Origin of the sequence: Frankia nepalensis, from assembly GCF_016786325.1 — a bacterium.
Classification (GTDB): domain Bacteria; phylum Actinomycetota; class Actinomycetes; order Frankiales; family Frankiaceae; genus Pseudofrankia; species Pseudofrankia nepalensis.
The window spans coordinates 13375-28640 of record NZ_JADWYU010000196.1 but is presented as its reverse complement, the minus strand read 5'-3'; the positions used below and the strand labels follow the sequence as shown (position 1 = coordinate 28640).

Sequence of the window (15266 nt, the reverse complement as noted above, 5' to 3'; positions counted from 1 at the left end):
GCCGATAGTGGCGCTCTGTGACCATCCGTCGCGATCGTCACTGATCACCTCAACTGCCCAGCAATGACCCCGCATCACGCCGCTCCGGCGCACGGCCGCTCGACGCCAGGCGCGAACCCTTGTGGCTATGCGAGGAACCTCCATCATCTCCCGGCGCTCCCCGGCCAGGAAGCCGGGTCTACGCGCCCGCGAGCACACTGCCCGGCCCTGGCCCAGATGTCCGAATCACCACCGCCCGGCCGCGCACCGTCACCGCTCACGCCCTGGGCCCTCGTCCGAAAGCAGGATCGACTCAGCCACCGCGCGCGGCCCACGCCCCGCCGACGGGACCGTGTCCTCTCGCGGCCGCCGCCGCCGGCGGCGGGCCGGCCGGACGCCGGCGCTCAGGTCACCGCGCAGGCCGTGCCGTGACGGCGATGTGGTCACCTGATGGCATGGAAGGGTTCCCGGTGAAGGTCATCACGGTCGCCGCGTGCCTGCGGCGCGGCGGTGGCGGCAGCCCCACGGCGGTCGTCCTGGACGGCCACGGGCTCGGCGACGCGGAGCTGGCACGGATTCCCGCGCAGGCGGGTACCTCGCACGTCGCGGTCGTCGACCCGCGCCCCCGGCCGGGTGGGCACCACGCGGTCCGGTTCTTCACAGCGACGGGCGAGCTGCCCGCCTGCGGCCACGGGACGGTCGCCGCGATCACCGTCCTGGCGCTCCAGGACCCGGGAAAGGATTTTTCTGGCCTGCTGCGCGTGGCCGGGCGGGACTTCGAGGCCGCCGGCCGGATCACCACCGGCTCGGCCGGCGACGTCGTCGAGGCTCGGTTCGACCAGGGCCTGGTGGCGCATCGTGCCGCCACGGCCTTGGAACGCGACGCCTTCCTCGCCGCTCTCGGCCTGGATCCAGGCGCGCTGGGCGCGGACGACGACATCTGCGTCGCCTCTCCCGGCCGGGAACGCGTCCTGGTCCCCGTCCTCGACCGTGCCATCCTCGCGGGCCTGCGGCCGGACCTGGAGCGGCTGGCCGCCGAGAGCCACCGCCACGGGCAGCTCGGCTGCTTCGTCTACGTCCCACCGACCCCCACCGCGCCGGCGGCCGGCCGCATGTTCGCGCCCGCCATCGGCGTCCCCGAGGACGTCGCCAACGCCAACAGCGCCGGCTGCCTCGCCGCCCACCTCCTGCTCACCGGCCGGGCCCCGGCCGTCGCCGTCGACCAGGGCGACGCCCTCGGCCACCCCTCCACCGTCCACGCCACGGCCACCCGGACCCCCGCCGGCGTCACCACCACGGTCGGCGGTTCCGCCCGCGTGCTTCGACACCTGTAGCCGGACCGCGGCCGGGCTCACTCAGGTCCGCCCGCTCTTGACCCATCGGACGGGCCCCGGGATCAGCGAGGGCGGTAAGGCTAGCCGGCCGCCGGCTCGGCGACGCCCAGGGCGAAGGTCAGGCCCAGGTCGTCGGCGCTGTGGTGGGTGCCGGCGGGCAGCGGGCCCTCGACGAAGCGGACGGCGAGGACCTCGCCCGCGACCGTCGTGGCGTGCTCGCGCAGCGCCGTGGCCGTCTCCTGCCTGGTGGCGGTCCACCAGACGTCGACGCGGTCGGTGATCTCCAGGCCGGAGCTCTTGCGGGCGTCCTGCAGGACGCGGACGACGTCGCGGGCCAGGCCCGCCCGGGCGAGCTCAGGGGTGATCTCCAGGTCGAGGGCGACCGACAGGCCGGACTCCGAGGTGACCGCCCAGCCCTGGCGCGGGGTCTCGGTCACGATCAGCTCGTCGCCGGACAGCTCGATCCGCTCCCCCTCGACGTCCACCGTCAGCGTCCCGTCGACCGGGAGCCCGGCCGAGGCGACGGCGGCGGCGACGACCGGCGTGCGCTTGCCGAAGCGGCGGCCCAGCGCCCGGAAGTTCGGCTTGACGGTGACGTCGACGACGTCGGCGGTCGCGCCCTCGACCGCGGTGACGTTGAGCTCGTCGGCGATCTGGGCGCGCAGCTCGGCGGGCAGCGCCTCGAACGCGGCCCCGCCGACGACGGCCCGGGGCAGCGGCTGGCGGGTGCGTACGGAGCTCGCGGCCCGGGCGGCGCGGCCCAGTTCCACGATCCGGCGGACCAGGTCCATCTGCTCGGACAGCGTCTCGTCGGCCCACCCTGCTGGCGTCTCGGGCCAGCCCGCCAGGTGCACCGAGTCCGGCGCGCCGGGGGCCGCGGCGAACAGCCGCGCCCACAGCCAGTCGGTGAGGAACGGGGCGAGCGGAGCCATCGCCCGCGTCACGCCGTCCAGGCAGCGGTACAGCGTGTCCAGCGCGTCCGGGTCGCCGTCCCAGAAGCGGCGCCGCGAGCGGCGGACATACCAGTTGGACAGGTCGTCGATGAACCGGGACAGCCGCCGGCCGGCGCGCAGCGAGTCGAAGCTCTCCAGCGCCTCGTCGACCTCGCGCACCGTCGCCGCGAGCTCGGAGAGCGCCCAGCGGTCGAGCACCGGCCGCGCGCGCGGGTCCCGGCCGGGCGCGGCCGCGGGGTCCCAGCCGGCGGCCGACGCGTAGAGGGCGAAGAACGAGGCGGTGTTCCAGTAGGTCAGCAGGACCTTGCGGACGATGTCCTCGATCCCCTCGTGGCCGACCCGGCGGTCCGACCAGGGCGAGCCGCCGGCGAGCATCAGCCAGCGCACCGCGTCCGCGCCGTGCTGCTCGAACAGGGCGAACGGGTCGAGGATGTTGCCGAGGTGCTTGGACATCTTGCGGCCCTCTGCGTCGAGCAGCAGGCCGAGGCAGAGCACCGTCTCGTAGCTCGACTGGTCGAAGACGAGCGTCCCGACGGCCATGAGCGTGTAGAACCAGCCGCGGGTCTGGTCGATCGCCTCGCAGATGTACTGCGCCGGGTAGTGCTGCTCGAACTCGTCCTGGTTGCGGTGCGGCGCGCCCCACTGGGCGAACGGCATCGCGCCGCTGTCGTACCAGACGTCGATCACCTCGGGCACGCGGCGCGCGGTGCCGCCGCAGCCCTCGGCGCGGCAGGGCAGCGTCACCTCGTCGACGAACGGCCGGTGCGGGTCGAGGGCGGCCAGGTCCCGGCCGGTCAGGGCGGACAGCTCGGCCAGCGACCCGACGCAGGTCAGGTGCGCCGGGTCGTTCTCGCAGCGCCAGACCGGCAGCGGGGTGCCCCAGTAGCGGTTGCGCGACAGCGCCCAGTCGACGTTGTTACGCAGCCACTCGCCGTAGCGGCCGTGCTTGATCCGGTCAGGGTGCCAGTCGGTCTTCTCGTTCTCCTCGACGAGCCGGTCGCGGACCGCCGTGGTGCGGATGTACCAGCTGGGCAGCGGGTAGTAGATCAGCGGCGTGTGGCAGCGCCAGCAGTGCGGGTAGCTGTGCACGTAGCTGGTGCCGCGCCAGAGCAGCCCGCGCGCCCGCAGGTCGGCGGAGAGGGGCTCGTCGGCCTCCTTGAAGAACATCCCGCCGACGAGCGGCACCTCGGGCAGGAAGCGGCCGTCGCGGCCGACCGGGTTGACGACCGGCAGGCCGTTCGACCGGCAGACGGCGAGGTCCTCGGCGCCGAACGCCGGGGACTGGTGGACCAGGCCGGTGCCGTCGGTGGTGGTGACGTAGCCGGCGAGCACGACCGAGTGCGGGGCGGCCGGCGCGGCGCCGGCGGCGAGCCGGCCGGTGACGCCGTCGGCGCCCGGGGCGAAGCGGGCGGCGTCGAGCAGCTCGAACGGGCGGTGGTAGCGGGTGCCGGCGAGCTGGGCGCCGGTCAGCCGGTCGACGACCTCGGCGTCCTCGGCGGCGTCACCGAGGGCCGCCGCGAGCAGCGGCTCGGCGACGACGAGGTGCTCGCCGGCGGCCGTGCGGGCGAGGACGTAGGTGACGTCCGGGTGGGCCGCGACGGCCGTGTTGGAGACCAGCGTCCAGGGCGTGGTCGTCCAGACGAGCAGTTTGGCGTCCCGTTCCGGGGTGAAAAAGCCTTCCGGACCGGTACCGGGGACTACCGGGAAGCGGACGTAGACCGACGGGTCGGCGACGTCCTTGTAGCCCTGGGAGACCTCGTGGTCGGACAGCGGCGTCTCGTCGCGCGGGCAGTACGGGGTGACCCGGAAGTCCTCGACGAGCAGGCCCTTGGCGAAGATCTGCTGAAGCGACCACCACACCGACTCGATGTACGGGGTGTCCATCGTGCGGTAGGCGCCGTCGAGGTCGACCCAGTAGCCCATCCGCTCGGTCATCGCGGAGAAGTCGGCGACGTGGCGCAGCACCGACTCGCGGCAGCGAGCGTTGAACTCGGCGATCCCGAACTTCTCGATGTCGCTCTTGCTGGTGAAGCCGAGTTCCTTCTCGACGGCCAGCTCGACCGGCAGGCCATGGCAGTCCCAGCCCGCCCGGCGAGGCACGTGGTAGCCCTTCATCGTCCGGTAGCGCGGGAAGACGTCCTTGAAGACCCGCGCCTCGACGTGGTGCGCGCCCGGCTTGCCGTTGGCGGTCGGCGGGCCCTCGTAGAAGACCCAGAGCGGCGCGTCGGCGCTCGCCCGCAGCGAGCGCTCGAAGACCTTGGTGTCACGCCAGCGGTCGAGCGTCTCCCGCTCGAACGCGGGCAGGTCGACCTTCGCCGGCAGCGGCGCGAAGGCCGCGGGGCGCCCGGCGCCCGTCGTGGTGCCGGCGGCTGTCGCGGTGCCGGCGGCTGTCGCGGTGCTGGTTGAGGTGCTGGGGGTGGTCATCTCGTCTGGGTCCCGGTCTCCGTCGGACATGGCTGTTCCGGCGGAGGGACGACACCCACACCGCTCCCAGGCCGTGACCGGCCCGGCGGTGGGGGCACCGCGGTACCACCCTCCTTGCGCGCCGCCAGCTCTCCCGGCCGGCGACGGCCGCTCGTTCATGCCAGGGCTGCCGGATCTACTGACGCCTCAGACCTTCCGCTGCCTGAGGCGCGTTCTCCCGACGACTCGGGGGTGATCTTCACGACGCGCTGGCCACCGGGCTCACACCACCCCCGGCTCGCTTCGGCCGCACTCGTCGCTACTCGTCCCCGTCGACGCCTTGCCGCTGGCTTGCTGTGTCTCAGCGTAGCGGATCTGGCCACCGATTTTCGTCGGGGCGCGGGGGGACGGAGGCATGATCGCACCAGGACGAAGCAGGCGTCCGGGGTCCGGACCGTGCGTGGCGAATCGGGCCGGTCGCCGCTGGCTCGGTGTCCCACCGGAACCGGCCGGTGTCCTGCTGGAGCCGGGCAGGAAGCCGCGCGGAATGGCCTTCCAGGGTTCCCGCGCTGGTCACGCCAGTGTTCCCATCGGCGGCACGCTCCGGTCATACTCGCGAAAAGTCGGCTATTTCCGGGCCCCCCGGAGGATGCTGAGGACGGGTGACGATGAGCGCGTCGACCTGGGACCGTTTTACCGGGAAGCTGCGACGGGCGTGCCAGAAGAAGTCGATGCGGACGCCGTTCGGGGTCCGCATGTCCGACGGCTACTCCTTCCAGGTCGGGGACGGTGAGCCCCGGTTCTGGCTGGAAAGCCGATCCAGCGCCGGGGACCGGGCGCTGTCCTCGATGGACCTGTTCCAGGTGGGTGACGCGTTCATCGCCGGGGCACTCGACATTCAGGGCGACATGGTGACCGCCTTCGCCTCGCGCAAGGTCTTCTCCGACTTCCACCCGATCGTCTGGATCCGCCGGTTCGCGCCGCTGGCACTCGGCGGACGCGGCCAGCGCCAGAAGGACGACGAGGCGATCGCCGCGCACTACGACGAGGACGCCGACTTCTTCCGCACGTTCCTCGACCGCGACTTCCGTTGCTACACCCACGGGGTCTTCACGACCGGCAACGAGCCGCTCGAGACCGCCATGGCCAACAAGATGCGTTACGCCTACGACTCGCTCGAGCTGAAGCCGGGCGCCCGGGTGCTCGAGGTCGGCGGCGGCTGGGGGGCGTTCCTGCAGTACGGCTCCGAGCAGGGCGCGCGAGTGACATCACTCACGCTGTCGCGGGCGTCCGAGACGTTCATGAACGACCTCGCCAAGGAGCGCGGCTACGACGCCACCGTCGTGCGCCAGCACCTGTTCGCCTACGAGGGCGACGGCGAGAAGTACGACGCGCTGGTGAACATGGGAGTCACCGAGCACCTGCCCGACTACCAGACGACGCTGCGCAAGTACGCGGCACTGGTCCGTCCCGGCGGCCTGGTCTACCTCGACGCGGTCGCGATGCGCCGCAAGCACCACCTGTCCAGCTTCATGAGCCGGCACATCTACCCCGGCCGGTCCACACCGCTGGTGCTGCACGACTACCTCGCCTGCGTCGCGCGGTCGCCGTTCCGGGTGCGGACCGTCATCGAGGACACCCGCAACTACCTTCTGACCTGCAGGGCCTGGGCCCTGCGCCTCGAGGCGGCCCGCGAGCAGGTCACCGAACGCTGGGGAACGGAGCTCTACCTGAAGTTCCGGGCCTTCCTGTGGGGATCGACCGCGGGGTTCGTGACCGGCCAGCTGCAGGCCTACCGGTTGGTGCTGGAGCAGCCTGACCTGAGCGAGACGGCCGCGCTGCCGGGCTGACCCGGCCCGCGCCGGCCGCGAGCCCCCGGCGACCGGCCGGCGACCGACGGTCGCCGCGCCCGCGGTGCCGGTGAGCAACCCCACGGGCGGCGGCGAGCCCGGGCACGGGCGCCCGTAGAGTTGGTGCGTGGGAGAAGCACCGACCAGCGAGGGCGACCTGCCTGGACGCCAGGCGCGCGGGGAAGGGCCGGAGGACCGGTCCACCCGCGCGTACCTGGAGTGGGGGAAGGAGCCCGAACTGGCGGCTGGGAAGGCCACTGGCCCGCACACCGGACCGGACGCGGCGACGCGGACGGACGGGGCGGCCGGCGGGGTCACCCGGCCGGGCAAGGACGGGGAGGACCGGGGCGGAGGGACCGCCCCCCGTGGGCCGCTGTCACGGCGGCCGGTCCACCTGCTCCTCGCGACCAGCCTCGGAGTGCTTCTGCTCGACATCATCACGAAGATCATCGTGGTGGAGAAGCTCTCCGGCCATGCCCCGGTCACGCTGATCCCCGGGGTGCTCGACCTGCGGCTCATCCGTAACTCCGGCGCCGCGTTCAGCATCGGCGGCGGCGCCACGGTCGTGTTCACCGTCATCGCGTGCATCGTGGTGGCTGTGATCGTCCGCACGGCGCGCAAGCTCGCCTCCAGCGGCTGGGCGGTCGTGCTCGGCGCGATAGTCGGCGGGGCCACCGGGAACCTGGTCGACCGGCTGCTGCGGTCCCCCGGGCCGCTGCGCGGTCACGTGGTCGACTGGGTCCACCTGCACCACTGGCCGATCTTCAACGTCGCCGACTCCGCGATCGTCGTCGCCGCCGTCCTCGCCGTCATCCTTTCGGCGCTCGGCGTCGGCCTCGACGGTCAGCGGCTCACCAGCCAGGACTCCCCCGGCAGGGCCGGGGCGGGCGAGAAGTCCGGCCTGACCGAGAAGGCCGAGGTGACAGCGCCGTCGGAGACCTCGGCCGGGCCGGCGGCGCGGGAATGACACCCGTGACGACCCACGGCGAGCGCCGCTCCCTGCCGGTGCCGGACGGGCTCGACGGCCTGCGCCTCGACGCCGCGCTCGCCCGGATGTTCGGGCTGTCCCGGACCACCGCCGCCGCGCTGGTCGACGAGGGCCAGGTCAGCGTCGACGGCCGGGTTCCCGACCGCTCGGACCGGGTCCGCGGCGGCGCCTGGCTGGATGTCGAGCTGCCCGCGCCGCCGCGCCCGGCCACCGACGTGGCCCCCACCCCGGTCACGGGGCTGACAATCCTGCATGACGACGACGACATCGTCGTAGTCGACAAACCGGTCGGGGTCGCCGCGCATCCGGCGCCCGGCTACACGGGCCCGACCGTGATCGGCGCGCTGGCCGCCGCCGGCTACCGGATCGCCACCTCCGGCGCCGCTGAGCGCCAGGGAGTCGTGCACCGCCTTGACGTCGGCACCACCGGCGTCATGGTGGTCGCGAAGAGCGAGTCGGCGTATGCCGCACTCAAGCGGGCGTTTCGGGAGCGCTCGGTCGACAAGCGCTACCGCGCGGTGGTGCAGGGCCACCCGGACCCGCTGCGCGGCACCGTCGACGCCCCGATCGACCGGCACCCGCGCAAACCCGGGCTGTTCGCCGTCGTCGCCGGCGGCAAGCCGAGTGTCACCCACTACGACCTCGACGAGGCGTTCCGGGCGGCCTCCCTGCTCGTCATCGGGCTGGAGACCGGTCGGACCCATCAGATCCGGGTACACATGGCGGCACTGCGCCATCCCTGCGTGGGCGACCTGGCCTACGGCGCCGACCCCACGCTCGCCGAACGGCTCGGCCTGCGCCGGCAGTGGCTGCACGCCTACCAGCTCTCGTTCGAGCACCCCGCGGACGGGCGGCCGGTGACGTTCACGAGCCCCGACCCGCCGGATCTCGCCGAGGCGCTGGAGCGGCTGCGGACGATGTCGTGAGCCCGCCGACGCCTCCCGGCGCCGCGCGGCGGGGTGCCGCGGACGCGGTGAGGCGAGCCGCGGGCCGGGCAGGGCCGGTGCTCGACCGGCTCGACGACGTCGCCGTACCGGTGGCGGGCCAAGGGCTGGAGGTGGTCGTCGGCGCCGCCGCGGCCGCGAGCCGGGTGGTCACGGCCCACCTGCTGCGCCTCGCGCTGCGCACCCGGCTGATTTCGGCCCCCGCGGCCGCCGCCGGCGGCGGCGAGGCGTCGGAGGCGTCCAACCCCGCGGGGGCGCCATCGACCGGCCGGGCGGTACTGGAGCGCGGCGCCCGGATCGCGGTCCTCGGCCTGGTCGCGATGATCATGCTGAGCGCCACGGCCGCGATGTTGCCCGGGCTCGACGGGCACCCTCGCCGCGACCACCCGCCCGCCGACCCCCCAGCCGGCCTGGCCCCGGGCGGCGGCGCGCCGGAGACGGGCGCTGGCGGTGAGCTGCCTCTCGTCACCATCGGCCCTGGCCAGGACGGCGCGACCGCGGACTACCTCGCCGCGGCCGACCTCACGCTGACCGGTCTGGCCGCCGACGCCCCGACGGCGGACCTGCTCGCGGTGGTGAGCCTGACCGGGTACCGGGAGCCGCTGGACCTGTACTCGATGCTGCGCCTGTACCGTGTCACGCAGGTGTTCTTCGCGGTGCCGGGGAGCGGCGAGGTGTACCAGGCGTCGATCCATGACCCGGAGGACGTGAAGACCGCGTTCGACGCGCGGGCGACGGCGGCGGCCGCCCGGGCCGTGAGCGCCGTGGACGCCGCCACCCAGGCGAGCTCGCGCGCCGAGGCGGACGCGCTGCGCGGCTACTGTGCCTGCCTGTTCGCCGCGGTCGTCCGGGCGCCGGCCGGAAGGCTCGTCGAGCTGCGGCATGACCCCACGGTGCGCGTGGTCGACGTCGCCCCGCCGGGAACCTACGAGCACGCGGCGAGGTTCATCCCCGTCAGGCCGGACCAGCCCTAGGCCATCCCCGTTGGCTCCTGGTCGACGCGCCAGCGTCTGACACGGCCCGCGCCGACCAGGCCGGAGCGGTCCGCGGGCTGCTCAGGCGCCGGTCTCGCCGCGCGGCCCGCGCTCGGCCCGCCGGGCGGCGCCGAGCGGCAGGAGGCCGGCCGCGAGCAGCGTCGCGGCCAGCGACGCATACACACAGGCCGTCGGCCCGGCCGCGCCGACGGCCAACAACACGGCGGCGGCGGCCAGCAGCGCGCCGCTCAGAACGATCACGGTCCACCTCTCCGGCCGCGCGCTTCACCCACCGGTGGGGGCCAGACCGGTGGGGTGCTCGCGACCGCGGGACGACGGACGACTCGGGCGACGACGGCGCCGTCGGTGGGTCGTCGGGCGGGCAACGCCACACCGACCCTTTCCTGGTTGCCGCGCCGGTGCTCAGAACTCCTGCATGCCGTTGCCGGCGCGCGGGTCATGGTCGGGACGACCGCCGTTCTGCGCGGCCATCGGCTGCGGGCCGGGCTGGTAGGCGCCAGCGGGCACGCCGACGGCGGCGGGCTGCGGTGCCTGCTGCGGCTGGCCGCCCTGGGTACCGGGGTTCAGGCCGGGCCGCTGCGGGCCACCCGCGCCGACGGCCGGCTGGGTCGGCATGCCGTCGAGGTCACGCAGCTGCATCTCCAGGTAGGCCCGCAGCCGGGTACGGTACTCGCGCTCGAAGGCGCGCAGCTGCTCGACCTGGCCCTCGAGCCGACGCTTGTCCTCCTCCAGGCCGCCGAGCTGCTCGGCGACGTGGGCCCGCGCCTCGGCGAGGATGCGGTCCGCGTCCTGCCGGGCCTCGCGACGGGCGCGCTCGGACTCGGCGCGCGCCTCGCGCAGCGCCTCGTCGGCGGTCCGCTGGGCGAGCACCAGGGTACGGGCGACCCGCTGCTCGATCTCCTGGTCGATCGCCGGGCTGCCCGAGGCGGTCGGCGCCGGGGTGCGCGAGCCGACGGCGGGGATGACCTGCGTCGCACCACCGGGAATCGGCACCGGCGAGGTGGACGGGCCACGCGCGGCGACCGCCTGGGCCTGGGCCTGGGCCTGCTGGGCGGCCGCCTGGGCCTGGGCGGCGGCGCGGCGGGCCTCGTCGAGCTGCCGGCGCAGCGCCTGGTTCTCGTCGATCAGCTGGGCGGGGACGCCTGGGCCTCCCCCACCGGCGCGGCGGGCCTCGTCAAGCTGGCGACGCACGTCGGCGTTCTCGTCGAGCAGCCGGGTCAGCTCCGCCTCGACCTCGTCGAGGAACGTGTCGACCTCGTCCTCGTTGTAGCCGGTCCGGAACCTCGTCGGGCTGAAGACCTTGTTCTGCACATCCTGTGGTGTCAGCGCCACGTCGCCTCCTCTTGCGGCATCGCCGCTCCCCGAAGAGAGGGCGGTCTACGGGCAGTCTCCCGCGCCCGTGTCGGCGGTGTGCACACGACCCCGTCACAACCTCTGGGCGTATGCGCGCAACACCCAGATCACGATGACCAACAGCAGGAAACCGAGGTCGAAGGCGACGGGCCCCACGCGCAGCGGCGGGATGAACCGCCGAAGCAATCGTAACGGAGGGTCAGTTGCCGTATACACGACCTCGCAGAGCACCACCCACGGGCCGGTGGGCCGGAAGGACCGGCTCACCGACTGCACCATGTCGATGACCATCCGCGCGAACAGAAGCAGGAGGTACACAAGCAGCACCCAAGAGATCACCTGGCCTAGAGCGCTGATGACTGCCTCTCCTCGATCTGCGGGACACCCACGGCTTCACACACCGTGACGTCAGGACTGGTTGTAGAAGCCGCCTTCGCGGATGCGACGCTTGTCGCTTTCCGTGACCTCAACGTTCGCGGGAGTGAGGAGGAAGACCTTGTTGGTCACCTTCTCGATCCCCCCGTGCAACCCGAAGATCAGCCCAGCGGCGAAGTCGATGAGCCTCTTGGCCTCGACGTCGTCCATCTCGGTGAGGTTCATGATGACGGGGGTGCCGTCCCGGAACTCCTCACCAATCTGACGGGCGTCATTGTAGCTCCGCGGCTGGAGCGTTGTGATCCGGTAGGGGGAGGCTTCCTCGACGGCTGCCACTCTGCGCATCGGAACGGCTCCAGAGGGACGCAGCGGTTCGACAGAGGAACGTCTGGCCATTGTAGGCGGCTCCTCACGCGCGTCGATGCGCCGCACTGTCCGGTCGAACGGGACGGGCTCACGCACGTCCCGCTGGTCATCCCGACCATCGTCCTCGTCGTCGAGGTAGTCGTCGTAGTCTTCGTCGTCCTCCTCGGCCAGACCGAGGTAGACCATCGCCCTGCGCCCGAGCCCCATGGCGCGACTCTAAGGGACAGGGCGCCGCTCACCGAACAAAGCGGTGCCGATCCGTAGGTGTGTCGCGCCTTCGGCCACTGCGTCCTCGAGATCACCCGACATTCCAGCGCTGATGACCCGTGCGTCGGGATGGTCTCGCCACAGGCGTTCCGCGACCGTTCGTAGCCGCGCGAAGGCGGGTCGTGCCGGTTCTCCCCGAGGAGCCACCGCCATCACACCGGCAAGCCGCAACCCCTCGGCATTGGCGACCAATTCCGTCAAACTGCCGACATCTCCGGGCGCGACGCCGCCCCGGCCGGCCGCGCCAGCACCTCCGGGTGAGTCCAGGCACACCTGCACGCAGATGGTCAGAACTCGGCCGCCGGCCACCGCCGCCCGCGACAGGCTCGCCACCAGTTCGGGCCGGTCGACGGACTGTACCCAGTCGGCCCAGCGAGCGATCGCGTTCACCTTGTTGCGCTGCAACTGGCCGACGAAGTGCCACACCGGCGACGCGGGCCCCGCCGGCGGGCCACCGGCCACCGCCGTCCCCTCGCCGGCCTCCGGCCCGCCGCCGCCCGACGGCCCGGTGGCCAGCGCCGCCAGCACGGCGGCGACCTTGGGCGCGGCCTCCTGCTCGCGGTTCTCCGCGAAGTGGGTCACCCCCAGCGCCCACAGCCCGAGCACGTCGCTCGCCGGCCAGGTCTTGCTCACGGCGACCAGGGTCAGCTCGGCCGGATCCCGGCCGGCGGCACGCGCCGCGGCCTCGATCCGTTCCCGGACATCGGCCAGGTTCACCGCCAGCCGCGCCAGATCAGCGGCCGAAGTCACCGCCACACCCGCAGGTCCCTCCGTGTTCGCCGTATCTCCGTAGGTCCGGAACACCCCAGCGCCCGCCACTCTCTGGTAAGCGGTAGCTGACCCCCGTGGTGACGGCGCCTCAGCGCTGGCGCCAACCAGCCACCTCGTTGAGCCAGAACCAGGTCGACCACCCTCATATGCCCCGACCCGGAACCAGGTGGGGAGCAGGGTCCCTGCCGGATCGGCGACAGGGACCCTGCCGGATCGGCGTAGCCGATCTGGGAGGTAAGCGATCTGGGAGGTCTGCTGGGAGGTTAGGCTCAGCGCCCGACAGGCGGAGCGGCCGGGGTCCCTGCCGGATCGCGAAGCGATCTGGGAGGTCCGGGTCGCCCCTGGGCGACCTTGAGCCGACCGCCTCACAGCCACGCGACACCGGCGAAGCGACCGGTGCGGGCCCCGTCGCGACGGTGGGAGAACAGCTCCGGATCCTCCATCGTGCAGCGCTCGGAGACCGTGATGTCGGTGACACCCGCCGCGCGCAGCTGGGCGGCGACCCCGGCCCGCAGGTCGAGCGCCGGCGTGCCGGCCCTGGTGGTGCTCGCCGTGCCCGGGACAGCGGCCGCGACGTCGTCGCGCATCGCCGCCGGCACCTCGTAGCACCGGCCGCACACCGACGGCCCGACCTCCGCGTGGAGCTGGCCCGGCTCGGCGCCCAGGGCGGCGAGCGCGGCCACGGTCGCGGGCACCACGCCGGCGGCAAGCCCGGCTCGCCCGGCGTGCGCCACCCCGGCCGCGCCGGGCGCGGTGAACACCACCGGGACGCAGTCGGCGACCAGCACCCCGAGCCCGAACCCCGGAATGTCGGTGACCATCGCGTCCGCCTCGGGCGCCGGGTGGCGCAGCCAGCCGCCCGCCGCGGAGAACGTGAGCACCCGCGCGCCGTGGACCTGGCGGGTGAAGTGCACGGGCACGCCGGCGCGGACGGTCAGCCGGCGCCGGTTGGTCGCCACCGCCTCGGGGTCGTCGCCGACGTGGCCACCAAGGTTCAGCGACGCGTACGGGCCGGTGGACACGCCACCGGCCCGCTCGGTGAACAGGAGCGGCACGGCTATTTGAGGAAGTCCGGGACGTCCAGCTCGTCCTCGTCGTCGGCGATGGGCCGGACCGGCCGCCGCGGCGGCGGGTAGGTCGGCCGGGCGCCGGAGCGGCCGGCGCCCGCCGGGTCCGCCGAGCCGACGCCGTAGCCGCCGGCCGCCCCCGGCCGAGGGCCCCCGTCCGGATCCTCCTGGTCGTGCTGCGCCGCGGTGTAGCGGTGCGGCGGCTCGTCCAGGTCGGGCCGGGCCTCCAGCGGCTCGGGGACGTACTGCGGCGGAGCAGGCGCCGGGGCGGCCGGCGGCGGGCCGAGCGGCGGCGCGTAGCTCGGGGCTGGCCGCTGCGCCGGCGGCGAGGTTCCCGCCGGGTCGGCGAAGGCCGGGCTTCCCGGGGTGTCGGCGAAGCCGATCCGGGGGGCCTGCTGGGGGGCCCGGACATTGACGGGCGGGATCGCCGGGAGCACGCCGGCCGGCCCCGGAGCGGCCGCGACCGGCGGCGGGGTGGGGCGGGCACCCCGCTGCTGGGCGATGCTCTTGGCCCGCCGGTCGTGCACGGCGTCGAATCCGGCCGCGATGACGGTGACCCGCACCTCGTCACCGAGCGCGTCGTCGATCACCGCGCCGAAGATGATGTTGGCCTCGGGGTGGGCGGCGTCGGCGACCAGCTCGGCGGCCGCGTTGATCTCGAACAGGCCGAGATCGGAGCCACCGGAGATGTTGAGGAGCACGCCCTGCGCGCCGTCCATGCTGGCCTCGAGTAGCGGGGAGGCGATGGCCTGCTCCGCGGCGACCGTCGCCCGGTCGTCGCCGCGGGCGCGGCCGATGCCCATGAGCGCGCTGCCCGCGTGCGACATGACCGTCTTGACGTCGGCGAAGTCGAGGTTGATCAGGCCGGGCGTGGTGATCAGGTCGGTGATGCCCTGGACACCCGACAGCAGCACCTGGTCGGCGCTGCGGAACGCGTCGAGCACGCTGATGTCGCGGTCGGTCATCGCCAGCAGCCGGTCGTTCGGGATGACGATGAGCGTGTCGACCTCGTTGCGCAACGTGTCGATACCGGTCTCCGCCTGGTTCGCCCGACGCCGGCCCTCGAAGGTGAACGGCCGGGTCACGACGCCGATGGTCAAAGCCCCGAGCGAACGGGCGACGTTCGCGACGACCGGCGCGCCACCGGTACCGGTGCCGCCGCCCTCACCGGCGGTCACGAACACCATGTCCGCGCCCTTGAGGACCTCCTCGATCTCCTCGCGGTGGTCCTCGGCGGCCTGCCGGCCGACCTCCGGGTCCGCGCCGGCACCGAGGCCGCGGGTGAGCTCTCGGCCCACGTCGAGCTTCACGTCGGCGTCGCTCATCAGCAGCGCCTGGGCGTCGGTGTTGATGGCGATGAACTCGACGCCTTTGAGACCGACCTCGATCATGCGGTTCACGGCGTTGACGCCGCCACCACCAATGCCGACAACCTTGATGACCGCTAGGTAGTTCTGCGGGGCAGCCATTGCGGGGTTGGTCCTCCAGCGGCGTCGGTGGGGCGGACAAACGCCCGGCTCGCCGGCCTGTCCGTCGGGACCTGACCACGGTAACGAGTCGGGAGAAGTAGCCGCCGAGCCTCAACCTTCACCGTCCACTAGACGGTTAGAGTTATGTCAAC

At 73.5% G+C, this 15266-nt stretch carries 13 protein-coding genes; 5 read left to right on the top strand and 8 right to left on the bottom strand.

Features of this window, described 5'->3' with window-relative positions:
- Positions 1-434: 434 nt before the first annotated feature.
- Positions 435-1313: a PhzF family phenazine biosynthesis protein gene (locus tag I6A81_RS29845; protein WP_202999186.1), complete on the top strand. Its 879-nt coding sequence runs from the start codon at positions 435-437 to the stop codon at positions 1311-1313.
- A gap of 80 nt (positions 1314-1393) precedes the next feature.
- On the opposite strand, the gene ileS is transcribed toward I6A81_RS29845, so the two are convergent.
- Entirely contained in the window at positions 1394-4690 is a 3297-nt protein-coding gene (gene ileS, locus I6A81_RS29840; RefSeq protein ID WP_202999184.1) for an isoleucine--tRNA ligase, read from the bottom strand.
- Between the two features lie 647 nt (positions 4691-5337).
- Here ileS and I6A81_RS29835 point away from each other — a divergent pair.
- The 4 genes from I6A81_RS29835 to I6A81_RS29820 all read left to right on the top strand — a co-directional run bounded on the left by I6A81_RS29835 (position 5338) and on the right by I6A81_RS29820 (position 9425).
- The gene (locus I6A81_RS29835) at positions 5338-6519 is read left to right on the top strand and encodes an SAM-dependent methyltransferase (protein ID WP_202999182.1); all 1182 of its coding nucleotides are present in this window, start codon (positions 5338-5340) and stop codon (positions 6517-6519) included.
- 127 nt (positions 6520-6646) lie between these two features.
- Positions 6647-7486, top strand: a complete 840-nt coding sequence (gene lspA / locus I6A81_RS29830; protein ID WP_307875002.1) for a signal peptidase II — start codon at positions 6647-6649, stop codon at positions 7484-7486.
- Positions 7483-8433: an RluA family pseudouridine synthase gene (locus I6A81_RS29825; protein WP_238428105.1), complete on the top strand. Its 951-nt coding sequence runs from the start codon at positions 7483-7485 to the stop codon at positions 8431-8433. The genes lspA and I6A81_RS29825 overlap by 4 nt, the downstream gene beginning before the upstream one ends.
- A complete protein-coding gene (locus I6A81_RS29820; protein WP_202999180.1) occupies positions 8430-9425 on the top strand; it encodes a hypothetical protein in 996 nt (331 codons plus the stop codon). The genes I6A81_RS29825 and I6A81_RS29820 overlap by 4 nt, the downstream gene beginning before the upstream one ends.
- 81 nt (positions 9426-9506) lie before the next feature.
- Here the strand turns inward: I6A81_RS29820 and I6A81_RS29815 are convergent, their stop codons facing one another.
- The 7 genes from I6A81_RS29815 to ftsZ all read right to left on the bottom strand — a co-directional run bounded on the left by I6A81_RS29815 (position 9507) and on the right by ftsZ (position 15114).
- Positions 9507-9686 (bottom strand): hypothetical protein, encoded by a 180-nt coding sequence (locus I6A81_RS29815; RefSeq protein ID WP_202999178.1) that lies wholly within the window; start codon positions 9684-9686, stop codon positions 9507-9509.
- A gap of 162 nt (positions 9687-9848) precedes the next feature.
- Positions 9849-10778 (bottom strand): DivIVA domain-containing protein, encoded by a 930-nt coding sequence (locus I6A81_RS29810; protein WP_202999176.1) that lies wholly within the window; start codon positions 10776-10778, stop codon positions 9849-9851.
- Positions 10779-10871: 93 nt separating this feature from the next.
- Positions 10872-11126 carry a YggT family protein gene (locus I6A81_RS29805; protein WP_202999174.1) on the bottom strand — a complete coding sequence of 85 codons (255 nt, stop codon included), beginning with the start codon at positions 11124-11126 and terminating at the stop codon, positions 10872-10874.
- 81 nt (positions 11127-11207) lie between these two features.
- Positions 11208-11747 (bottom strand): cell division protein SepF, encoded by a 540-nt coding sequence (locus I6A81_RS29800; RefSeq protein ID WP_202999172.1) that lies wholly within the window; start codon positions 11745-11747, stop codon positions 11208-11210.
- Between the two features lie 9 nt (positions 11748-11756).
- The gene (locus I6A81_RS29795; protein ID WP_307875001.1) at positions 11757-12563 is read right to left on the bottom strand and encodes a YggS family pyridoxal phosphate enzyme; all 807 of its coding nucleotides are present in this window, start codon (positions 12561-12563) and stop codon (positions 11757-11759) included.
- 380 nt (positions 12564-12943) lie between these two features.
- Positions 12944-13633, bottom strand: coding sequence for a peptidoglycan editing factor PgeF (gene pgeF, locus I6A81_RS29790; RefSeq protein ID WP_202999168.1), 690 nt, complete (start codon positions 13631-13633; stop codon positions 12944-12946).
- A 2-nt stretch (positions 13634-13635) separates the two neighbouring features.
- Positions 13636-15114 carry a cell division protein FtsZ gene (gene ftsZ / locus I6A81_RS29785; RefSeq protein ID WP_202999166.1) on the bottom strand — a complete coding sequence of 493 codons (1479 nt, stop codon included), beginning with the start codon at positions 15112-15114 and terminating at the stop codon, positions 13636-13638.
- Positions 15115-15266 lie beyond the last annotated feature (152 nt).